The 22,427-nt window shown below is 65.1% G+C and carries 19 protein-coding genes; 8 read left to right on the top strand and 11 right to left on the bottom strand.

Translation table 11 applies throughout. The features are described 5' to 3' along the window. Positions 1–171: 171 nt before the first annotated feature. From AOG28_RS06420 to AOG28_RS06395, 6 genes are all read right to left on the bottom strand, one after another. Positions 172–966 (bottom strand): ABC transporter ATP-binding protein, encoded by a 795-nt coding sequence (locus AOG28_RS06420; RefSeq protein ID WP_172978744.1) that lies wholly within the window; start codon positions 964–966, stop codon positions 172–174. Between the two features lie 588 nt (positions 967–1,554). Beyond that, complete coding sequence (locus AOG28_RS06415) at positions 1,555–2,577, bottom strand: succinylglutamate desuccinylase (protein WP_054555686.1); 1,023 nt, start codon at positions 2,575–2,577, stop codon at positions 1,555–1,557. After that, positions 2,574–3,392 carry a DUF1338 domain-containing protein gene (locus AOG28_RS06410; protein WP_054555685.1) on the bottom strand — a complete coding sequence of 273 codons (819 nt, stop codon included), beginning with the start codon at positions 3,390–3,392 and terminating at the stop codon, positions 2,574–2,576. Before AOG28_RS06410 ends, AOG28_RS06415 begins: the two co-directional genes overlap by 4 nt. Before the next feature lie 287 nt (positions 3,393–3,679). After that, a complete protein-coding gene (locus AOG28_RS06405; protein WP_054555684.1) occupies positions 3,680–4,237 on the bottom strand; it encodes a lipocalin family protein in 558 nt (185 codons plus the stop codon). 178 nt (positions 4,238–4,415) lie between these two features. Then, positions 4,416–5,618: a GGDEF domain-containing protein gene (locus tag AOG28_RS06400; protein WP_082388383.1), complete on the bottom strand. Its 1,203-nt coding sequence runs from the start codon at positions 5,616–5,618 to the stop codon at positions 4,416–4,418. Positions 5,619–5,749: 131 nt separating this feature from the next. Continuing rightward, entirely contained in the window at positions 5,750–6,982 is a 1,233-nt protein-coding gene (locus tag AOG28_RS06395) for a TauD/TfdA family dioxygenase (protein WP_054555682.1), read from the bottom strand. A 211-nt stretch (positions 6,983–7,193) separates the two neighbouring features. Here AOG28_RS06395 and AOG28_RS06390 point away from each other — a divergent pair, with 211 nt between their 5' ends. Beyond that, positions 7,194–8,117 carry a LysR family transcriptional regulator gene (locus AOG28_RS06390; protein ID WP_054555681.1) on the top strand — a complete coding sequence of 308 codons (924 nt, stop codon included), beginning with the start codon at positions 7,194–7,196 and terminating at the stop codon, positions 8,115–8,117. A gap of 213 nt (positions 8,118–8,330) precedes the next feature. On the opposite strand, the gene AOG28_RS06385 is transcribed toward AOG28_RS06390, so the two are convergent. Both AOG28_RS06385 and AOG28_RS06380 read right to left on the bottom strand, forming a co-directional pair. Then, positions 8,331–9,176, bottom strand: a complete 846-nt coding sequence (locus AOG28_RS06385) for a zinc-dependent peptidase (protein ID WP_054555680.1) — start codon at positions 9,174–9,176, stop codon at positions 8,331–8,333. Between the two features lie 4 nt (positions 9,177–9,180). Beyond that, the gene (locus AOG28_RS06380) at positions 9,181–10,740 is read right to left on the bottom strand and encodes a carbon-nitrogen hydrolase family protein (protein ID WP_054555679.1); all 1,560 of its coding nucleotides are present in this window, start codon (positions 10,738–10,740) and stop codon (positions 9,181–9,183) included. A gap of 387 nt (positions 10,741–11,127) precedes the next feature. On the opposite strand from AOG28_RS06380, the gene AOG28_RS06375 reads away from it, so the two are divergent. Both AOG28_RS06375 and AOG28_RS06370 read left to right on the top strand, forming a co-directional pair. Then, positions 11,128–11,847: a glutathione S-transferase N-terminal domain-containing protein gene (locus AOG28_RS06375; RefSeq protein ID WP_054555678.1), complete on the top strand. Its 720-nt coding sequence runs from the start codon at positions 11,128–11,130 to the stop codon at positions 11,845–11,847. A gap of 169 nt (positions 11,848–12,016) precedes the next feature. Then, the gene (locus AOG28_RS06370; protein ID WP_054555677.1) at positions 12,017–12,706 is read left to right on the top strand and encodes a glutathione S-transferase C-terminal domain-containing protein; all 690 of its coding nucleotides are present in this window, start codon (positions 12,017–12,019) and stop codon (positions 12,704–12,706) included. A 122-nt stretch (positions 12,707–12,828) separates the two neighbouring features. Here the strand turns inward: AOG28_RS06370 and AOG28_RS06365 are convergent, their stop codons facing one another. After that, complete coding sequence (locus tag AOG28_RS06365; RefSeq protein ID WP_054555676.1) at positions 12,829–13,743, bottom strand: LysR family transcriptional regulator; 915 nt, start codon at positions 13,741–13,743, stop codon at positions 12,829–12,831. 446 nt (positions 13,744–14,189) lie between these two features. Here AOG28_RS06365 and modA point away from each other — a divergent pair, with 446 nt between their 5' ends. The 4 genes from modA to AOG28_RS06345 all read left to right on the top strand — a co-directional run bounded on the left by modA (position 14,190) and on the right by AOG28_RS06345 (position 18,093). Beyond that, positions 14,190–15,131, top strand: a complete 942-nt coding sequence (gene modA, locus AOG28_RS06360) for a molybdate ABC transporter substrate-binding protein (RefSeq protein ID WP_235506963.1) — start codon at positions 14,190–14,192, stop codon at positions 15,129–15,131. Positions 15,132–15,305: 174 nt separating this feature from the next. Continuing rightward, entirely contained in the window at positions 15,306–15,998 is a 693-nt protein-coding gene (gene modB / locus AOG28_RS06355; protein ID WP_054555674.1) for a molybdate ABC transporter permease subunit, read from the top strand. Continuing rightward, a complete protein-coding gene (gene modC / locus AOG28_RS06350; protein WP_082388382.1) occupies positions 15,991–17,214 on the top strand; it encodes a molybdenum ABC transporter ATP-binding protein in 1,224 nt (407 codons plus the stop codon). The genes modB and modC overlap by 8 nt, the downstream gene beginning before the upstream one ends. Before the next feature lie 63 nt (positions 17,215–17,277). After that, a complete protein-coding gene (locus tag AOG28_RS06345) occupies positions 17,278–18,093 on the top strand; it encodes an MOSC domain-containing protein (protein ID WP_054555673.1) in 816 nt (271 codons plus the stop codon). A gap of 148 nt (positions 18,094–18,241) precedes the next feature. Here AOG28_RS06345 and AOG28_RS06340 read toward each other — a convergent pair whose 3' ends face one another. Together AOG28_RS06340 and AOG28_RS06335 are read right to left on the bottom strand one after the other, a co-directional pair. After that, positions 18,242–19,216: a histone deacetylase family protein gene (locus tag AOG28_RS06340; RefSeq protein WP_054555672.1), complete on the bottom strand. Its 975-nt coding sequence runs from the start codon at positions 19,214–19,216 to the stop codon at positions 18,242–18,244. Then, positions 19,200–21,365, bottom strand: a complete 2,166-nt coding sequence (locus AOG28_RS06335) for an alkaline phosphatase D family protein (protein ID WP_054555671.1) — start codon at positions 21,363–21,365, stop codon at positions 19,200–19,202. The genes AOG28_RS06340 and AOG28_RS06335 overlap by 17 nt, the downstream gene beginning before the upstream one ends. 272 nt (positions 21,366–21,637) lie before the next feature. Between AOG28_RS06335 and AOG28_RS06330 the strand changes: the two genes are divergently transcribed. Beyond that, positions 21,638–22,318: an oxidoreductase gene (locus AOG28_RS06330; protein ID WP_225996288.1), complete on the top strand. Its 681-nt coding sequence runs from the start codon at positions 21,638–21,640 to the stop codon at positions 22,316–22,318. Positions 22,319–22,427: the final 109 nt, after the last annotated feature.

Below are 22,427 nucleotides of genomic sequence, written 5' to 3'. Positions count from 1 at the left end.
GTCATTCCTGAAGTCTTGAACACCTCGAGGCCTGCCGTTGGCGTGGCGCTCGCGGTGCTGAATCATGTGCCGGTCACGGGATCACCGTGCCGGGATGTGCCACAGGCCGAGCGGGTAGGCTCAGCGATGGGCCAAGGGCCATTCATCAGTACTGGTGATCAGGGTGCTTGCTCAGTACTTGGGCGCCAGGAACTGCTTGAGACGCTCCGACTGGGGATTGCCCAGCACGTCTTCCGGCTTGCCGGCTTCCTCGACCAGTCCCTGATGCAGGTAGACCACCTGGCTCGAGACATCACGCGCGAAGCTCATCTCGTGGGTCACCACCACCATGGTGCGGCCTTCCTCGGCCAGGTCACGCATGACCTTGAGCACGTCACCGACCAGTTCCGGGTCGAGGGCCGAGGTCGGCTCGTCGAACAGCATCACCTCCGGCTCCATCGCCAGTGCGCGTGCGATGGCGCCGCGCTGCTGCTGGCCACCGGACATCTGCGCCGGATAGTAGTCGGCGCGCTCGAGCAGGCCGACGCGGTCCAGCAGACTGCGTGCGTGGGCGATGGCTTCCTTCTTCGGCTTGCCGAGCACGTGGATCGGCGCCTCGATGACATTTTCCAGCAGCGTCATGTGCGACCACAGGTTGAAGCCCTGGAACACCATCGACAGGCGCGCGCGCATGCGCTCGACCTGACGCCAGTCCATCGGTTCGCGGCCACGGCGGCTTTCCTTGAAGCCGATCTGCTCGCCATGCACGAAGATGTCGCCGCCGTCCGGCTGCTCCAGCAGGTTCATGCAGCGCAGAAAGGTGCTCTTGCCGGAACCGGACGCACCGATCAGGGTGATGACATCGCCCTTGCGTGCTTGCAGTGACAAGCCCTTGAGCACCTGATTGGTGCCGAAGGACTTGGTGATGTTGCGGACCTCGAGAGGCAGCGCGTCGCTGCTCGGGCTCTCGGCCACGGAAGATCTCATGGTCATGCAGTTACTCCAATCCGGACGTTGCCAGCCCTGGGGGCAATGACACGCCACGAGTCCGCCGCGGGGCGGTCGGGCTCGGGATACAGGTTCGTTGCCGACATGGCACGGCTGCCTGGTACTGCCTTTCACTCTCGCTCGCTTACGTGCGCGACGCAGACGTGATGAGGCGGCAAGGCGTGGCACGGGAGGAGTGGCGGAGAATGCCGTCAGGGGCATGGCCAGTTCCTCACGATCAGTCCGATTGATCGTCGTTCTCGCTGCCAGTGACCGTCTACAACAGGCGAAAAATGCCTGTGCTTGCATGTCGTGGACGGGAAAGGGGGCCGATTCTACCAGCTCAACGCAGGGTTCACCGCTATCTGGCGTGGAGGAATGTTACGACTTTGGTGGAGCCTGCAAGGACGCACACGGATGCCGTCCGGCCGTGGGGGAGGAGTCTTCATGATCAAGGTCGCCTGTTGTCGTTGTAGTAAGGCTTTCGTCAGTGCAATCGCGCCGGCATCGTGCTGCGCCCTGAAGGGGATGGGCGGGCAGAACGCCGGCGCTTGTGGCTCAGTGCCGGTTTGTTCAGTGTCTGGTGGCTCAGTCTGTCGGTGTCGAGCTCTCGGCCAGCAGCAGGGCGGCGCGGGCGCCTATCTCCACCTTGGCGTTGGGGAAGACCACCCGCAGTGGCGTATCGCCGATGATGCAGGGGCCAGCAGCGGCGTCTTCGGCCACCACGCTGCCGGGGGCGAAGGCGGTGAAGTTGGCGACATCCTCGCTGAAGCACAGCGTGAAGTCGGCTGACTGACGCATCAGCTCCACTTCCACCGTGAAGTAGTCGATGGCCTGTGGGTCCGCTTCGGCGGGCGCCGTGCCGGTCGCCAGTGCCGCGAGCAGGGCTTTCATCGGTGCGAGTGCCGCCATGTCGTTGGCGCCGAACGGGCGTACCTGGCCCAACTCCAGCGTGAAGGCGTCGGCATCATGGTAGTGGCGCGAATAGTGAGAGAAGGTCCAGCTGTGCTGATGCTGGTGCAGCACGGCCTGGATGCCGGCGGCGCTCAATATCGGCCACTGCGATGCGCTGATGGCGTCGCCATCACTGAAGGGCACCACCGCGAAGCGCGGATAGAGGCTGTCGCGGATGGCGGTGTGCATGTCGTAGTGCAGGCGGCGCGTGCCCTCGGCCAGCGGGAAGCGAGCATAGAAGGTGTCCACGGCCGCCATCAGCTGACGCGCGCGTGCCGGCTCATCATCGGACGGACAGTCGTTGCCCGTGACGCTGGCCTCGGCGCGCTTGAACAGCCGATTGAGATTGGTGGTGATGAAGCGCTCGCCACTGCGGATGGCGGGCAGGTTGCCCAGAATCAGCAACAGCGGCGCCCCGACGATCAGATGGCCGCTCTCCAGGCCCGCGATCAGCTCACCGAGCAGCTCGATGGGGGCGGTCTCGTTGCCGTGGATACCGGCGGAGATCACGCACGGGCGCGCCTTGGGCCCCGTGACGTCGGGGGTGATCTCCAGCACGCCGGGCGCGACGATCTCATAGCGACCACCGGGAATACGGCCCATGCCACGGGCGCTGGCGTGGCCTTCGAGTGTCAGGTCTAGCCAGTCGGCAATCACGAGGCAGTCGGCTCCTGGCGAACATTGGTGGATTCGAAGATCTTGTCGGCGCTGGCCGCCACGAAGCCCTGATACAGCTCGCCATCGGCATCGGGGTAGCGGCGCGCGAATTCGTAGTAGCAGGTGGAGATCTCATGCTCCTCGCCACCGGCGAAGGTGAAGGTCTGGCGGTCGGCGAGGGTGGAGGCCTGCTCCAGCAGCACCTCGGGCGAGCCCTTGATGCGCCCTCCGGCCGGGTTGATGCCAAGGCCCAGCGACTCGACGCGCGTCAGCACCTTGTCGAGGGTGTCGTGATGGCTTAGCGCGTTGACGCTGATGGTGAAGTGGTTGGCGCGCAGGCCGATGATCGACAGCCAGGCGGCATACTCGCTCTCTTCCATCAGGCGCTGATACTGCTCGAAACTGGGCGCTTTCCACAGGCGGCCCGACCACAGCACGGAGGACTGGGTGGCGGCATCCGGCGAGATCTGGCTGACCAGCCCATCGATGATCGCCTGGGCGCGCTCGGACAGCTCATGGCATTTCAGCTCGGAGAGGAAGACGCGCGGCATGTCGGGTGACGGTGGCAGATAGCCGAAGGCGCGCAGCTTCTTCTCGCGGAAATCATAGGGCGCGAAGCGGGTATAGCCCAGCGCCAGCAGGTGAGGTTCCAGCGCGCTCAGGGTGATCGGCCCGCGATCGAAGGTGCGGAAGGCGACGTGGTCGTTGACGATGGTCTCGCCGTCAGCGATGAAGGCATCCTGGATCTTTTGGGCCTGGGGCGTCATGGCGACGTAGTCATCCCACAGGGCGCTGAAGAACTGCTGGATATCCATGGCACGGGCTCCCTCTGAACTGAGTTGCCCAGTGCAGCGAGGCGTCACTGGCACTGGGCGACAGCATCAAACGATTGGCATCAGGGCAGCGCACTCGGCGAGGCGCTACCCCGGAAGATTGTCAGCTCACCATTGGCGAGCCGCGCGCGCGTGACAAGATGCGAGGTCGGTTGGATGAAAGCGGCTGTCCGCACCATATAAACGTCACGCGCCGGTTTAGACCTTGGTGTCAGGCCTTGGTGTCAGGCCTTGGGTCTTGGGACCGGGTTCGGTGTCAGCTATCGGTGTCAGCGTTCGGTGTCATCAGGAGAGGGGCAGGCATCGCCCTGTTCGACCTTGATCAGCGCGTCGGTCGCGAAGCCGAGCTCGGCGGCCTGCTCGACCAGCGCCTGATAGGTGGCGTCATCCAGCTGCGGCTCACGCGCCAGTATCCACAGGTAGTCGCGATCGGCGCCGGCCACCAGCGACCACTGATAGTCATCATCCAGCGCCAGCACGTTGTAGCCGCCATAGAAGGGGCCGAAGAAGCTGACCTTGAGGGCCGCCGTCTCGCTGCCCCGGGTGAAGTAGGCGCGACCTTCGGCCTGGCTCCATTGCCCTTGCTCGGCGTTGTAGCCGCGATTGATGACGCGCACGCCGCCGTCCTCGCGGGGCGAGTAATCGGCGCTGACGCAGCTCAGGCCCTCCTCGAAGCTGTTGGGCAGGCGGGCGATCTCGTGCCATTCGCCGTAGTAACGTTCGAGCTCGAAATTCTCGACGGGCTGGGTGCCGGACGGGACTCCGGCGCAGCCGCCGAGGAGACCGAGACCGATTAGAGAGAAGGCAAGATGCGGCAGGCGTGTCATTGGCAGGCTCCATGCGCCAGAACGCCCCATTGATGAGTCGTGGGGCGTTCTGGCGTGATGCGGGTCATGAGAAAAAGGACGAAACGGCATCCTTGTCTCATTGGGGCGTCTGCCGCCGTCTCAAGAGGGAGGGTGGCGCGGCGACATGCTCGAGGCGCCGAGCGTCGGTCGTCAAGTGTCACAGTACCAGGCGGAGCGGATTGCCGGTGACGACGACGCCCCGACCGCGTTGCTTGGCCTCGTACATGGCGCTGTCGGCGCGCGCGATGACCGTTTCCGGCGTGGCGCCCGAGAAGGGGAACAGGCTGATGCCGATACTGGCGCTGACGGCGATGATCAGCGGCTCGCCATCGACCTCCAGCGTGATGGGACGGCTGATGGCGTCGATCAGACGTTCCGCCAGCTGCTCCGGGCCCTTGCGGCCGTTGCCTTCACGGCTGATCAGTACCAGAAATTCATCGCCCCCCAGGCGGCCGACGATATCGTTGCCGCGCAGGGTGTTGCCCAGGCGTTCGCCGGTGATGCGCAGCACTTCATCGCCGATGGCATGGCCGTGGCGGTCATTGACGGGCTTGAAACCATCGAGGTCGATGAACAGCGCGGCCTGCACCGTGCCGGGAGTCTGGATGTCGAGTATCTGGTCGAGGCGTGTCAGCAGGGCGCGCCGGTTGAGCAGCCCGGTGAGCGAGTCGCACATCGCGTGGTCGCGCAGATCGTCCCGCTCGCCGGTGATATGGCATTCATGCAGGAAGAGTTGTCGGCTCTGGCGCTCGCGCGAGTAGGCGCTCATGCCCGCCAGCAGATTGACGGCCATCATGAAGAAAGCCTCGTTGGCTTCCACCAGGACATCGGAGCCAAGATGCATCAGCGCGCAGCTGGCGGTGCAGCCCATCCATATCAGCAGCCCGCAGGCCATGGCATAGACGAACTGCAGCCCCAGCAGGGTGTAGGTCCAGAAGACCACGGTGATCAGGGTGACGAAGTAGACCGGGAAGTCACCATGCTCGTCCTCATGCTGTCCGGCGGCGTGGCTCTCCACCAGGTGCTCTCCGGCGTGACCGTCCCCCACATGGAACATCGCCAGCGTCCCCAGCGCTGCCACAAGCGAGGCCAGGCACAGGATGCCGTTGACGTGATGTCGGAAACGCGGGAGGCGTGACAGCAGGAACAGGCCCAGCACGCCGACCAGAACGCTGGTACGCAGCAGCAGATAGGTTTCGTAGTGCTCCAGCAGACTGATCTCGATCAGCCCATAGGACGCGAACAGCAGACAGCTCAGCGGGATGGTGATCCGGCTGAGCTTGTGTGAGGTCTCGATCTGTCGACGCCGATAACGTCGTTCCAGGGTGTCATCCGCAAAGCAGAGTGTCATGGGATTCATGGGGCGATACCTGAGTTGCCAGACTCTCAGGATGCCACTGCCTTGCGTGGTATGCCCTGGAGGAACCGCCGCAACCTTTGCGTGCGGTTCAACGCTATTTCAAGTACTCCGCGGCATGAGGTCTTTCGTGCTCACGACTGAGTGAGGTTGGCGCCGGCCAGCTGGCGCGCCGTGACGCGCAGCGCGGATTCCACCATGTCGTAATCCACATAGCAGCCCTGCAGGTGGCGGCGACCGGTCGTCGGGTCGAAGGACTTGCGGCCGTGCATCACGCGGCGGTTGTCGAAGGCCACCATCTGGCCGGCTTCCAGCTTGAGATGCAGGCGGAAGGCCGGTTCCCGCAGGATGCTCCAGTACTGGCGATAGGCGCTGTACCAGGCCTGCATCTGTTCCAGCGGCAGGCGCAGGCTGTCGCGGATCCAGTTGTTGAAGCGCACCTCGATGACCTTGTCGTTGGCATCCAGGTGGATCACCGGCTCGCGCACCACCAGGTCGGTGGTCTCGTCGGCAAAGCGGAAGTCCACCGGGGTCTCGGCCAGCAGCCTGAAGGCCTGCGGGTCCCGCTCGCGCAGAGCCTCGGCGACCGCCATGCCGTCTCCGAAGATGGAGTCTCCGCCTTCGGCCTCATTGGCCAGGCAGTAAAGCATCTGGATGTCCGGCGGCTGACGCCAGTTTGGCAGGTCGGTGTGCAGTTCCAGCGCAATCGGCGTGTAGGCGGCGTTGTTGGGCGCCTGCTTGGAGAAGACCTCGAAACGGCCACCGAAGTTGGTCGCGCGGATCGGGCCGATGGTCGCGGCCACCTGGTCGATCTCGCCGCCTGCCGTCGGGCCGGCATCCAGAATCGCGAAGCCGTCGCGGCACAGCGCTTCCAGCCAGCCCAGGCGCGCCTGTCCACCGGCCATGTAATCGGCAAAGGCGGTGACGTGAGGCTTGTGACCCTGCTGCCAGGCCTGGCTTGCGGGGACCGGCGTGGCTGGCGGCGCATCACTCGGGCGACGTTGCAGCAACCAGCCGGCATCGAAGCGGCTGGTGTGGCCGTCCTGCCAGACGACGACGAGATTGCCCTGCTCGACACGCATCTGATGGACCGTCAGGGCCGCATCGTCCATCAGCATGAAGGTGCGTTCGAAGGTCTGCGGATGACGGCAGAGATCGCAGGCGCAGTGGTCGCGTAGCCAGATCAGCGGCAGTTGGGTCTGCTCACCGCTGGCCCATGCCAGTGACGCCAGGGTCTCGTCGTGGTCTGCCTTCACCAGCGGCGCGCCCTCGTGATGGGGCAGGTATTCCTTCATGTCCCACTGATGGCGTGCCTGTGACGCTTCAGTGTCTTGGGTGTCAGGGGCAGATGCGATGAGAGTCTCCATGGGCGCCGTCCTATGTCGTGTGTGCAGTAGCAGGTGAGCCAACGCGTGTCGCGTGCTGGGTCGTATGGCCGAGCCGTGTCGCTGAGCCGTGACCCGAGAATGAGACCATTGTCCCCCTCGTCATCACGGCTGGCCAACGCGAAATATGACGGCCATGACTTAGCTGAGCTAATGTGTGCGATTGACCTTCATGCTCTGATGCGAGATAGCCATGCACGAACCTTCCCCCACGACGCCGAATGCCTTGCCGCGCCCCCTGCCGCCGCTGGCCTGGCTGCAGGCCTTCGAAGCCGCTGCGCGCCTGATGAGCTTCACGCGTGCCGCCGAGGAGCTGAGTGTCACCCAGTCGGCCATTAGCCAGCGGATTCGCCAGCTGGAGGACCGCCTTGGCCAGCCATTGTTCGTGCGTCACGCCCGCAGCCTCAATCTGACGCCGGCCGGTCAGGCCTGGTTGCCAGCGCTGCAGGATGGCTTCCAGCGCCTTCAGGAAGGCACGCTGGAAGTCTTCGGCCCCTCGCGCGCCGCGCCGGTCAGCCTGCGGGCGACCCCGATGAGCCAGCAGGCCTGGCTGTTGCCGCGGCTGGCGAACTTCCATCGTGATCAGCCCGAGATCGCGCTGCGTCTGGTCAGTGCCTTCTGGCAGAGCGACTTCGATGGCGAGCAGGTGGATATCGAGCTGCGCTACGGCCAGGGCGACTGGCCGCAGGTAGAGGCGATCCAGGTGGGGGCAGGGCAGGAGAGAATGGCCGTCGTGGCGAGTCCGGCGCTGAGCGCGCAGCTGACCACGGCGGCGGACCTGGCCGGCATGACGCTGCTGCATGCCGCAGGCTTTGCGGTGGGCTGGCGGCGCTGGCTGGTGGCGGCAGATCAACTGGGGCTGGAGAAGACGACCTCCACCATCAGCTGTGATACCCAGGTGATGACGCTTGAAATGGCGCGGCTCGGCATGGGGGTGGCGCTGGTGCATGAAGGCCATTTCCGGCAATGGCTGGCGTCCGGCAACGGCGGGCTGGAGCAGGTCTTCGCGCTGACGATCCCCGCCGAGCAGAACTTCTGGCTGGTGCGCTCCAATCAACGCCCGATGCGTCCCACCGCGCAGCGGGTCTGGGATTATCTGTTGGCGGAGCCACAGTGAGCGATGCAGAGGTTGCTTTTGCGACCCCTGCTGAGCGAGTCGGCGTGTCTGCTGATGCGCTTTCAAATGATATACCGTTAGCTTGAGGTGGTGCTCGGCGCGGTAAGCGACCGCTATCTTTTCTCTCTCGCGATTTCCTCGGCTTGCTGGCGCCTTGTCTGCCAGGCGGATGGTCATATCTTCCAAGCGTGTAGTCAGATCTGCCAGGCGTGGTCAGTCGGAAGGCGGCGGGCAGCGCGCCAATGGCGACTGCTGGAAGAAGCGCTCCAGCAGGGCATACAGCGCCGGATAGGCCGCATCGAGCTCATCCGGTGCGCTGAAGAAATACTCGCAGCAGACGGCGAAGCATTCGGCGGGGTGGCTGGCGGCGTAGTCATCGATGGGCGTGGGCTCACCGAGTGACAGGCGCGCGCTCAGATCATCCCACACGGCAGTGAAGGAGGCGTGCCACTCCGCCGCGCTGATATGGCGCGGCAGGGGCGGAAAGCCATCGGCATCGGTGGCGTTGGCCATGTCGAGCTTGTGGGCGAATTCATGGATCACCACGTTGAAGCCGCTCCAGTCACCGCTGGCGGCCAGGTCCTGCCGGGTGACCACCACCGGCCCCTGATACCAGGTCTCGCCGGCGCGGGTGTCCTCGAAGACATGCACTACACCGGCATCATCCATCTCTTCCACCTCACGGCGGATGGCCTGCAGCGGCAGCATGATCTCGTGCACGCGAGCGCCGGCGTCCTGCCAGCGCTCGGCATGCGCCCAGCCGTTGAGCAGCAGCATCGCCTGAGCGGCCAGTGCCAGCGCCTCGACCTGTGCGAGCGGCTCGGCGCTGGTCAGCTTCCAGTCGCTCAGCTGATGGCGGGCGCGCCGCTCAAGGCGCGCCAGTGCCTCGCCGTCGAGCCCCTCGAGGATCGGCAGGCGCTCGCAAACTGCCTGCCACGCGTCATCCTGCGCTGTCTCGCCACCCGGGGATGCGGTCGAGACAGTGCCGGCATCGGGGGCTGACGTATCACGGCCGTGGCGAGCGGAGGGCTGCCACAGCCGTTGCCACCAGTGCGTCATCGGCTCAGTCCTGACGGCTGCCGGACTTCCACGACCAGTCACGCAGACGCAGCTCGAAGAGGTCCTTGCGGCGGTCCTTCAGGTTGGTCACCGAGCCTTCGCTGCGCACCACCTTGAGACGCTCCAGATCGAGATCCGAGAACATGATCATCTCGGTGTTCGGCGTGGTCTCGGCCATCACCGCGTCATGCGGGAAGGAGAAGTCCGACGGCGAGAACACCGCTGACTGGGCGTACTGGATGTCGAGGCTCTCGATGGACGGCAGGTTGCCGACGCTGCCGCAGACCACCACGTAGCATTCGTTCTCGATGGCACGCGCCTGAGCGCAGTTGCGCACGCGCAGGTAGCTGTTCTTGGTGTCGGTCCAGAACGGCACCATCAGGATGTCCATGTCCTGATCGGCCAGCAGGCGCGACAGTTCCGGGAACTCCACGTCGTAGCAGATCAGCATGCCGATGCGTCCGGCGTCGGTCTCGAACACGGCCAGCTCGTCACCGCCCTTGATGATCCAGTCGCGGCGCTCCTGCGGCGTGATGTGCAGCTTGGCCTGACGGTCGATCTCGCCATCGCGGTGACACAGGTAGGTGACGTTGTAGAGCTCGTTGTCGTCACCGATCTCGACCATGGAACCGGCCACGATGTTGATGTTGTAGGCCACCGCCATGCGCGAGATTTCCTGCTTGAAGCGCTCGGTGAAGCCGGCGAGGTAGCGGATGCAGCGCACCGGGTCACTCTGGTCTTCCAAAAGGCCGATCAACGGCGTGTTGAACAGCTCCGGGAAGACGGCGAAGTCACTCTGGTAATCCGACAGGGCGTCGACGTAGTACTCGACCTGTTGCAGCACGGATTCGACACTGTCGAACTTGCGCATCTGCCACTGCACGGCGCCGACGCGAATCATCGTCTTGCGGCTTTCCAGCACGCGCTCGGCGGGCTCGAACAGGATGTTGCTCCACTCCAGCAGCGTGGCGTAGCCCTGGGAATCCTCGTCTTCCGGCAGGTACTGGCGCAGCAGGCGCTTGACCAGGAAGCCGTTGGCCAGCTGGAACGACAGGATGGGGTCATGGATCTCGCGACGCTCCACCTTGTCGATGTACTCGGAGGGCGAGAGCTCGGCGGCGTATTCGTGGTACTGGGGAATGCGTCCACCGGCCAGAATCGAGCGCAGATTCATCGAGCGGCACAGGTCCTTGCGCGCCTCGTACAGGCGGCGACCGAGGCGATAGCCGCGGTAGTCGACGTCGATCAGCACATCCAGACCGTAAAGCGCATCGCCATCCTCCTTGTTGAGGATGATCTCGCGCTGGCCGATCAGGTCGTCGTACTTGTGCGGGTTGGAGAAGGCGTCGTAATCCACCAGCGCCGTCAGGGCGACACCGACCAGCCTATCGCCATCCTCGATCACGATCTGGCCATCGGGGAATTCGGCGATCAGGCGGTTGATGGTGTGCTCAGGCCAGGCGCCACCGATGTCGTCGTAGATGCCGTCCATCAGGCGCTTGAGCTGGGGGTAATCTGACTCCTGCAGGTTGCGCAGGTTCAGGTGCAGGTCTTCGACGGACATCGAGACTCCTTGGAAAATGAAAGAGGGGATCAGGGCAGGAAGTGGCTGGCGCGAAAGCGATGGGCCCCATTATTCGCGCTGTCGAGGCCGGGTGTCATCAATATCCTTTGGTCAATGTCCGGCCCTGGTCATGCAACCCTCATCAATGGGTCCAACCTCCCGTCACTGCAAGGGTGAGCGAGCCTTCGCGCCTTGAGTGGCGCTCAGTGCGATGTTGAACGAATGCTCATTTTGCTTGCATTTGCGCGGCACAACGTCCAAAACAATGCCAAGGGCAGGGCGCGCGCAGCGAAGTCATGCCGTTCATATCAAGCTTGAAAGACACCAGGCCCCAATGACCTCAGGCCTTAGTGACACCAGATCTCAATGACACCCAAGGAGACCCGCATGACCCCAGTACTCCATGAATTGCGTGGCCGTGATGACCGCCTGCGTTTCTCGCCGTTCTGCTGGCGTGCGCGTCTGGCACTCGCCCACAAGGGCCTTGCGGCCGAACTCGTGCCGATGCTGTTCACCGACAAGAGCCCGATCGACTTCTGCGATTCCACCACGGTGCCGGTGCTCAAGGATGCGCACGGCGTGGCGATGGACAGCTATGACATCTTCAAGCATCTGGACGCGCATTATCCAGACAGCGGCGATGGCCTGCTGATCGGCGATGCACATGCCGAGGCACGCCTGAACTTCGTCAAGGTGTATACCGAGCAGGTCATGGCGGTCGGCTTCTTCCGCCTGGTGGCGCTGGACCTGCTGGCGGCCATCCATCCGGATGACCGCGAGTACTTCCGCACCAGCCGCGAAGCCCGCTTCGGCATGCCCTTCGAGGAATTCAACAACGTCGAGGCCGCACGCGGCATCCTGGACAGCGCCTTCAAGCCGCTGCGTGGCCTGCTCGCCAATCAGCCCTTCATGGATGGCGATGCCCCGGCGGCGGCGGATTACCTGGTCTTCGGCTTCTTCATCTGGGCACACATCGTCTCCGATACCTCGCCCTTCGGTGAGACGGAAGATGCGGGCGACCCGCTGGTGCAGTGGCGCGAGCGCATGATGGATCTCTTCGACGGCATGGCGCGCAAGGCGCCGCGTGCCAGCGAGATTCCGCAGTAATAACACCTTCAGTAACGCCTGCAGTAACACCTGCAGTAACGAACATGCTCGCAATGCCCCTGGTGAAAAGCTGCACGAGGGGCCTGGCGATGAGCATGATCTCCTCGATGGCTCGAACGCTCATGGGCGTTCGAGCCATTTTGCTATGTCCTTGCACAGGAGCCCACAGATGATTGATCTGTATTACTGGACCACACCCAACGGCCACAAGATCACGATCTTTCTGGAGGAAGCCGGTCTCGAGTATCGCCTCATTCCGGTGAACATCAGCAAGGGCGAGCAGTTCGCGCCGGAGTTTCTGGCCATCTCGCCCAACAATCGCATGCCGGCGATCGTCGATCATGCGCCAGCCGATGGCGGTGCGCCGATCTCGGTGTTCGAGTCCGGTGCGATTCTGGAGTATCTGGCCGACAAGTGTGGCAAGTTTCTGGCGCAGGAAACTCGCGCCCGCAATGACGTGCTGCAGTGGCTGCACTGGCAGATGGGTGGCCTGGGGCCGATGCTGGGTCAGGTGCATCACTTCACGCACTACGCGCCAGAGCCGGTGGAGTACGCCATCGAGCGCTATCACAAGGAAGGCGAGCGCCTCTACGGCGTGCTGGAGCGCCAGCTTGCGGGGCGTGACTTCGTGGCGGGGGACGAGTTGAGCATCGCCGACATGGCCATCTGGCCGTGGCTGAAGGCCGAGAAGCAGGAGATCGATCTGACGCGCTTCCCGGCGGTCGCCGCCTATCGTGCCCGCATCGCCGAGCGTGATGGCGTAAAGCGGGCAATGGCGCGTATCGATGACATCAATCCGGCCGCCAATGTGGCGATGGATGAGGAGGCGCGCCGTCATCTGTTCGGCCAGCAATCCTGACGGGCAGTCAGTATTGCTGTGAAGTCGTGAAGCTGTGAAATTGTGGAACTGAGAAGTCGTGAAGCTGAGAAGTTTGAAGCAACCGCTGATCTGTCGGCCTGCAGGATTGTCAGGCCGACAGATCAGCGGGTCCAGTCCGTCGGCACGCGACGGCGGATATGGTCGAGCAGCGCGCCGAGCTTGCGCGGCGGATGGCCGAAGGGATAGTGCAGGCTGACCGGAATCGACGGCCCCTTCCACTCGGGCAGGCAGGCCTCGAACTGTCCCGGGTGCGCCGTCGCCCGGGTACGCACGTGGTAGTCCGGCAGCAGGCCGATACCGGCGCCGTGCGCGATATGGTCGGCATGCACCACCACGTTGTCGACCGTGAAGCGTGACGGTGGCAGGCTCAGGCGATACTCGCCTTCCTCGGGGTGGTTGAGCACCAGATTGGGGTGATGGCGGTCGATCAGGTTGACCCAGTCATGGGAGGTCAGCTCGCTGGGGTGCTGCGGATGGCCGTGCTGACGCAGATAGCTGGGGTGGGCGTAGAGATGTTGCTGCTGCTGACCCAGAATCTCCTCGCGCAGCCCGGTGTCCTTGGCCGGCCCTTCCCACAGCCACAGCATCACCTGGTCATCATCGCGTGACGGCGGCAGGTGGTTGGCGGTCAGGGTCAGGCGAATGCCCGGATACTCTTCGATGAAGTCGGTCAGCACATGATTGAACCAGCCACGCAGGAAGTGCGGGTGCGCGCTGACGGTGATATCACCGCTGATTTCCTCGCGCAGTTCATCCAGCGCGATCTGCGAGCGCTCGCCCAGCGACAGCATCTGCTGGCAGTACTGATAGAACAGCGTGCCGGCCTCGGTGGGAATCAGGCGGTTGGCCTGACGATGCAGCAGTGGCTGGCCGAGCTGGTGTTCGAGATGGCTGATCCGGCGGCTGAGCGTGGACTTGGAGATACCGAGATGCTCGGCTCCTGCGCCCAGATTGCCGTAGCGCATGATGGCATCGAAGGCACTGAGGCCCTGAAATTCGTCAAGTACTGGAGGCATGACTTGGTGGCACCCGCCGCTGTTGTCTGCCGTTGAAGCGGCAAATAGCGTGAAAGAAAGCATGAAAGCAGGAATCGCGTCGTTGCTGGGGTGTGGGCCAGCGTCTCCCTGCCATTTTGGCCAGCATTGTAGCCGATCTGGTCGAGCGAATGGCATACATGTGAGTGATTCGCGTTTGCCTGTAGCCGGATGCGGCGAAACATCCGCCAGCCGGCGGCTTCCGATGACCAACTTGTGGCTGGTGGCAGACGGGCGCTGACCGGCAGCCAGCGAGCCTCAAGCGAGCCTCATGCCGCTGGCGTTCGACAATCAGGGTTGACGGTTTCCGCGCCCCGCGCGGCAATTGCGCCCGCATGAGATGCACATGGCGAGCGAGCGCGGCATCATGGCGAGATCAATGCGCAGCAGGCCTCGTCGCTGCGTCTCACTGTTCAAGGACCCTGTAGATGTCATTCGCTACCCGCTTGCGCGCCCGGGCCGCCTTGCTTGCCTCTCCGCTACGGCTTTCGTCATCAGCGCCAACTCCTTCATCAGCGCTATCTTCTTCATCAGCGCTGTTGAGAGGCGCCAGCCTGGCGGCCCCGTTGATGCTGGCACTGCTGGCCGCGCCGGTTCAGGCAGACGAACGCCCCCAGATCCGTGTCATGGCCGCCGCCTCGCTGCATGACGCGCTGGATGCCATCGAGGCGCGCTACGAGCGTCTCGCCGACGTGGACATCATGCCGGTCTACGCCTCGTCCTCGACCCTGGCGCGTCAGCTGGCCAATGGGGCTCCGGCGCAGCTGTATCTGTCGGCCAATGAGCGCTGGATGGACTGGCTGGAGCAGCAGGCCGGCATCGTCGTCACCGGTCGTCACGACCTGCTGGGCAACCGTCTCGCGCTGGTCGCGCCCGGCCCCAGCCAGCTGGACGCCAGTGTCAGCAACGCCGAGGATGTCACCGATGTGGCCGAGCGTCTCGCCGCCACCGGCAGCAACACTCGCCTGGCCGTCGGCGACCCCGACCACGTGCCCGCGGGCATCTATGCGCGTCAGTCGCTGGAAGCGCTGGGGCAGTGGCAGACGCTGCGCTCGCGCCTGGCCAGCGCCGAGGACGTGCGCGCCGCGCTGGCGCTGGTCGAGCATGGCGAGGCCCCGCTGGGGATCGTCTATGCCACCGACGCCGCCATCAGCCATCGGGTGCATCAGATCGGCCTGCTGCCGGACAGCAGCCATGACCCCATCCACTATCCTGCCGCCTTGATCAGCCGTGGTGGTGATGCGCCGTCGACACAGGCCGAGGCCTTCGCGGCCTGGCTCTCCAGCAACGAGGCCGGCGCCATCTTCCATCGCTTCGGCTTCAGCACGCTCGCCCATCAGGCTTCTGCTGCGCAGCCTGATGCCGACTAGCCGCTGGATCAGCGTCGAGGTGCCTTGCGTCATACGCTGGCATGTCATCGACAAGATGAGACCGCTACACTGGGAGCCTGCTGTCACATCGGCGTGATCAAGGCGGGCGAGGCTGTCTGCCGGCGCTTCGCGTCACGTCATGTGCGAGAACCTGTCTTCGTCTGAGGAAGATCCATGCTGAGTGCGCTGGAATGGGAAGCCCTGAGCCTGAGCCTCAAGGTGGCTTGCGTCGCGGTCGGCCTGAGCCTGATTCCCGGTTTTGCGGCGGCCTGGTGGCTGGCGCGACGTGAGTTTCGTGGCAAGGCGCTGGTCGATGGTCTGCTGCATCTGCCGCTGGTGTTGCCGCCCGTGGTGGTCGGTTACCTGTTGCTGGTCACCTTCGGGCGCAATGGTGCCATCGGCCAGTGGCTGGCCAGGATCGATATCGTGCTGCCTTTCACCTGGCAGGGCGCGGCGCTGGCGGCGGCGGTGATGGCCTTTCCGCTGATGGTGCGCGCGATGCGCCTGTCACTGGAGGCCATCGACCCGGGTCTGGAGGCCGCGGCCCGCACCCTGGGCGCCAACCCGCTGCGCGTGCTGTTCACGGTGACCATGCCGCTGGCGCTGCCGGGCATTCTCACCGGTGGCATGCTGGCTTTCGCCCGCGCGCTGTCGGAGTTCGGTGCCACCATCACCTTCGCCGCTAATATCCCCGGCGAGACCCGCACGCTGCCGTTGGCGCTCTATACCCTGATCCAGACCCCGGGCCAGGAAGGCGCCGCGGCCAGGCTGTGCGCCATCGCCGTCGTCATCGCGATGCTGTCGCTGCTGGCCTCCGAGTGGCTGGCACGTCGCGCGCGACTGCGCATGGAGGGGCGTGATGCTTGATTTCCACCTCCTTCGTCAGCAGGGCGCCTTCACGCTGGATGCCACGCTCAAGGTGCCGGCGCGCGGCGTCACGGCGCTCTTCGGGCGCTCCGGCAGCGGCAAGACCACCATCCTGCGCCTGATCGCGGGCCTCGAACGTCCCGACCATGGCCATCTGCGCCTGGACGGCGAGTGCCTGACGGGCGGCGAGAACGATATCTTCGTGCCGGCGCATCGTCGCAGGCTCGGGGTCGTCTTCCAGGAGCCGCGCCTCTTTCCGCACTACAGCGTGCGCGGCAACCTCCGCTACGGCATGCCGCGCGCCCTGACGCCTGCCCAGCGCCAACAGAATCAGTCACGCCTGCATGAGATGGTCACGCTGCTGGGCATCGAGGACCTGCTGTCGCGCATGCCTGGCCAGCTGTCCGGTGGCGAGGCGCGGCGTGTCGCGATCGGCCGCGCCCTGCTGTCACGCCCGCGCATGCTGTTGCTGGATGAGCCGCTGACCGGCCTCGACGGCGCTCGCAAGCAGGAGTTGCTGCACTACATCGCGCGGCTGGCACGCGAGATCGAGATTCCGATCCTGTTCGTCAGTCATGACACCCGTGAGCTGTTCGCGGTCGCCGACCGTCTGGCGCTGGTGGACAACGGCCGCATCACCGCCAGCGGCGAGATCGGTGACATGCTGTCACGGCTGGACCTGGCACCGCAGACCGGCCGCTTCGAAGCGGGCTCGCTGCTGACCGCCGAGGTGCTGTCGCACGATGATGACTGGCAGCTGACGCGTCTGGGGCTGGGCGCCGGGCTGAGCCTCAAGCTGGCGCGGCTGGCGATGCCGGTGGGGCGTCGTGTGCGACTGCGGCTGCGGGCGCGTGACATCAGCATCGCGCTGGAGACGCCGACCCATACCAGCCTGCGCAATGCCTTGCCGGCCGTGATCCACGAGATCGAGAGCGAGCGCGGCCATGCCAGCGCCGAGCTGGTGCTGGGCATCGCCGGCCAGCGGGTAAGGGCGCGGGTCGACCGCCTGGTGTGTCAGGAGCTGGGCCTCAAGGTCGGGCTGGGCGTCAAGGCGCTGATTTCCAGCGTGGCGCTCTCGGGCCCCGACGTGATCAGCCTGGACGCCATGGATGACGACATCCCTGTGGTGAATGCGGCCCAGCGGAATGCGACACAGACAGATACCGCACAGGCCAAGGCGCCAGATGACGCAGGATCTGCTTCGTCCGCGAGCTGATACCGCTCGGGCGCACCGTTCGCTGAATTCTCGAATTGATGGACTCTGGCAAGGAAACCTCTCATGCAGTTGACCCACCTGTGGCGCTATCCCCTCAAGTCCGGCGCCGCTGAGGCGCTTGAGACAGCGACGCTCGGCGAGGAAGGTCTCACCCAGGACCGCCGCTTCGTGGTGATCGCGGCGCGTGGCAAGTTCGTCACCGCGCGCACGCATCCCCAGCTGCAGCGACTGGCCTTGCGCGAAGATGCCAGCGGCCAGTGGCGACTGTGGCATCTGGATCGCCCCGAATGCGGTAGCGTCAGCTTTGCCACCGATGACCAGGCCGAGCGTCTCGACATCCAGGTGTGGGCCGATCGGTTCACTGCCTTGAGCGTGAGCTTTGAGGCTGATGCCTGGCTGAGTGAGCAGGTCGGCATGCCGGTCAGGCTCAGCTGGCTGGGCGAGCGCTCGGAGCGCTATCGCGAGATCATCGCGCAGCGCGTCAGCGCCGCCGATGGCTTCCCGTTGTTGCTGGCCAATCAGGCTTCGTTGGCGGCGCTCAACGCCCAGACCCCGAGTGCGGAGCATGGCATGGATCAGTTCCGCCCCAACCTGGTGATCAGCGGCGCCGAGGCATGGGCCGAGGATGGCTGGCAGGAAGTGCGCATCGGTGAGGCACGCTTCACGCTGGTGTCCTCCTGCACCCGCTGTGCGATGGTCAATGTCGACCCGGCGACGGGCGACAAGCGTGGCGACGGCGAGCCGCTCAAGACGCTGGCACGGGTGCGCCGCTTCGCGGATGGCCAGGTGCACTTCGGCTACAACCTCGTCGCGCTCGACCCCTCGCGCAAGCCTACCTTGCGTGTCGGCGACGAGGTGGAAGTCACCGCCTTCAAGTGATGTCGCTGGAATCTTGCCTACAGGCCTGAACGAAAACGCCCGCCATCCTCGATGGCGGGCGTTTTCGTTGAGGGGACGCTTGGCAAGGAGCCTGGCAAGACAGTAGGCAAGGCGCTTGGCAATACGGTAGGCACGACGGTATGCAAGTTCAGTCGGGCGGCCCGAACAGGGCAGGCTGGCCATGCGCCTCGCGCCAGACATCCAGCGCCGCACGGTGCAGCTGGCTGTGACGCCATGCCAGCGCCTCGATATCGCGGTCATAGCCGCCGCCGATCACGCAGGCTACGGCGGCGCCCGCCGCGCGACAGCGCTGGATGACATGCCGCTCGCGGTGGTAGAGGCCGCTGTCGCTCAACTCGAGATGGCCGAGCCTGTCCGCGGCATGCGGGTCGACACCGGCATCGAAGATCACCAGCTGCGGGCTTACCCGCGCCAGCACCTCCTCAAGCGTACGCTCCAGCACCGCCAGGTAGTCCGCATCGCCCATGCCCCTGGGCAAGGGCACGTCCAGATCACTTTGCTGCTTGCGCGCCGGGAAGTTGCTCTCGGCATGCAGTGACAGCGTGAAGACGCGCGGCTCGTCGGCGAAGATCAACGCCGTGCCATCGCCCTGATGCACATCGAGATCGACGATCAGCACGCGCTTCACGCCGTCCTCCAGCGCCTGATGCGCCGCCACGCCGATGTCGTTGAGCAGGCAATAACCGCTGGCGGCCTCCGGGTGGGCGTGATGGGTGCCGCCCGCGGTATTGCAGGCCAGTCCGCGCTTGAGCGCTTCGCGCACGGTGGTCAGGGTGCCGCCCACGGCCAGCACGCTGCGCTCGCGCAGTGCCTCGCTCCACACGAAACCGCTGCGCCGCTGGGCCTGCGCGCTCAGGGTGCCAGTGAGAAATTCATGCACATAGCGGCGGGTATGCACGCTGAGCAGGTCATCCTCCTCGGCGGGCTGGGGCGTCACCCAGTCGACGGCCGAGGCGCAGTCGGCCAGCTGGCGGTCGAGCAGGCGCTTGAGCACGCTGAACTTGTCCATCGGGAAGGGATGCTTCTCGGGCAGCGCTATCCGATAGCCGGGATGGTGAATCAGCGCCAGCGGCGGGCAGTGGGCATCAGCGACGGGGCACAAAGTGCACCTCCTGCCCGTCGGTGGTCAGCTGGCGGATGGCGGTGGGGCGGCCGTCGCTGTCCAGGTCGACCAGCCCGATGCCGCAGGCGTTCAGCAGGCGTTCGCCCTGACTGGCCGCATCGTGACGGCGCGGCGTGACACGCATGTTGCGCCGGCGTGTCAGCAGATTGAGCGGCGAGCGCGGGGCGTACAGCCAGCGATTGAGACGATCGAGCACATCCAGCAGGCCGACCGGGAAGCGATTGCGGATGCCGCTGCTGGTGATCTGCCAGATACTCGGGCTTGAACGGCGATGCTTGAGGCGCACGTCGTAGGCGAAGGAGTAGTGCACATCGCCGGACAGGATCACGAAGTTCTGCGGCGTGCGCGAGTGGCGGAAGATGTTGAGCATCACGCTGGCCGCGCCGCGATGCGCCATCCAGTTCTCGGCATCGACCATCAACGGCTTGCCCGCCAGCGTGAACAGCTTCTGGATGCTCTCGATCAGCTTGACGCCGAACATCGGCGCCGGGGACACCAACACCACGGCCGGATGGCCGACCAGCCGTTGCTGAAGCTCGCTCAGCGCCTCCCAGTCCATCAGCCCCGAGGGATGCGAGAGCTTGCGCTCGCTGCGCCAGCGGCGGGTGCGCGTATCGGCCACGATCAGCGGCGGCGTGGTGTCGAGCTGATAATCCCAGCTCTCACAGCGATGCAGGTGGGCGATCAACGCCTCCTGACGCTCGACATCGAAATGGCCGTCTGCGGCCTTGTCAGTGCCAGTCAGGGCATGAGTGAACAGCGCCCGTGTCTCCTCCAGCAGCTCCGCCAGTGGCTCCGGCCCGTTGCCGGCGGCTTGGCACAGCAGATAGCCGGTCAGCGCATTGCCGATGATGCGGCGCGAGAAGGGGTGGCCATAGGCGGCTTCCTCCCAGGCGGCGCTGAGGTTCCAGTCATCGGTGACATCGTGATCATCGAAGATCATCAGGCTGGGCACATTGGCCAGCAGGCGACGTACCTGGGCGAGTCCGCCACAGAAGCGCCGCAGATGGCGGGCCTCGGTGGCATGGCGCTCGCGGGTGGCGTCGTCATGGCTCTCGAGCGCCGAGGGGTCTTCCAGCGTGATGCCCAGCGCCTCCCACGGCACGTCAGACCACACCAGCAGGTACATGGCGATGACTTCCGACAGGCCGATCAGATGGTTGTCGGCACCGGTGGAGGTGAAGATGGGCTTGCGCTTGGCACCGAAGAAGCTGGCGGCCACGCCTTCGTTGGCCGGCATGTCCGGCAGCAGCTGCGGGCGGTGATAGAGGTGCGAGGGGTGCTGGCGCAGCTCGCGAGTATCGGAGACCTCGGCCTCCATCAGCGTCTCCTCCGGCAACCCCAGCCCCGCGATCAGCTGATCGATCGCGCCCAGCATCGGCCCCGCGACATCGTCGGCGTAGATCTGATCGCCGGTGAACAGCATCACCTCCGGCCACTCGGCGACGCTCTCACGTCGCTCGCTCAACCAGCGATCCAGCGCCACCAGTCCGTCGCCACCCGGGCCCTTGGGCGGCGGCGTCTCAAGGCGATCGGTCGACGCAGCGTCTTCTGCACTCTGCTGCGCCTGCTGCTCGTCGTCGCTCAAGCCGTGATGCGGCTTGCGGCAACTGCCATGCGCGACACGCGTCAGGCGTGACGGCAGTCGAAAGCGCGGCAGGCTTTCACCGGGGTAGCAGATCTGAGGCGCCCAGTCGGCGATGCCCTGCCATTCGGGCGTAACTGACGATGACGCTGCCGCTTCCGTTGCCGTTGACGCTGCCGTTGTCGCAGACGGCTCCGCCAGGCCCAGCTCGTAGGCGATGGCGCAGTCGGCGGGCAAGGGCGTGTCGGGATGCGCTTCGATCAACAGCAGCCAGGCGTGCTCCCCCAGCGGCATCGCCAGATGTTCCGTCAGCCGACAGCTTGATGTCGTCGGCAGGCCATCCTCACCTCGCGCAAGAGGCGTTGCGTCCTGCTCCGGCAGCAGCCACACCCGCGCCTGCTGTGGGCGAGAGGTCACCAGCCACAGCATCACGCCCTCGGCGGTGACACGGCGCAATATCGGGCCTGCCAGCACGCGGGGCAGGGCAGCAGTCGGTGTGGGAGAGCCGTTGGCAGGCAGCGAAGCGGACGAAGTGGCAGACATGAAGCAGGCTCGATGGCAGGTGGAGACGGATAGTGGTCAGCTGACTATTATCAGCTGGCGCTTAACAAGCGATAGCGTAACAGGCGACGAACGCCAGCCATGGGCACAGGCGTGGGCCTGGGCCTGGGTCTGGGCGTATGAGTGGCTCCGTGCGTTGAGTGTGACAACTCGTCGTGGCGCGAGGTTCGCAGGCTCGCAAAGCATGCGCGAGCTAGCGTAAAGTTGGGCCCTTGAATGCACATGGCGTTCGCACAATAGCATGGGAAACCGGCATGAATGATCCATCGGCGAAGCGCCTCGTGAGTCCGCTGTCCAGGCCAGTCAATCGCGGGCACGGCTCGCGCAGCTCCATCTGGCGCAAGGTCGCCCTGGCCGCAAGTGTGACAGCGAGCCTGGCCGCGACCTTGGCAACAAGCCTGTCGGCGAGCCTCTTCAGCCCTGCGGCCCTGGCCGCCGAGGCGCCGCTGGCGACAGGCGAGCGCCACGTGCTGGCGGCCAATGACTGCCTGCCCGCACCCAGCGGGCCGGTGGTGTTGACGGTCGAGGGCGCTGTCAGCTGTGGCAATGCCGGTTCCCTGCAGGCACCGCGGGCGCGTTTCGATCTGGCGATGCTCGAAGCCATGCCGTCGCGCGTGGTGGCCACCCACACCCCCTGGACCCAGGGGCGTGTCAGTTTCTCCGGCCCGCTGCTGCGCGAGCTGGTGGCGCGGGTGTCTGAAGATGCCAGGGGACTCAAGGTGCGGGCACTGAATGACTTCGTGGCCGAGATTCCCCTCAGCGACATCGAGGACTTCGATGTCCTGCTGGCCACGCGCCGCGACGGCGAGCGCATGCCGGTGCGTGACCTCGGGCCCTTGTTCGTGCTGTATCCCTTCGATGCTCATCCGGAATTGCTCAATGAGCAGGTACGCTTTCGCAGTGTCTGGCAGGTCACCGGGCTGACGCTGGAGTGAGCGAGGGCTGGCGCCTGACCCCTCAGGCGCAAGATGACATGGAGTCATGCAGTGAATCAGTCGCCGGATGAAAGATCCCCGCTTTCAGGCACCGCTGCTGATCAGTCCC

This window comes from Cobetia sp. UCD-24C (assembly GCF_001306765.1).
Taxonomy (GTDB): domain Bacteria; phylum Pseudomonadota; class Gammaproteobacteria; order Pseudomonadales; family Halomonadaceae; genus Cobetia; species Cobetia amphilecti.
Note: the sequence above shows the minus strand (reverse complement) of the source record. Positions and strands in the feature narration are given on the sequence as shown.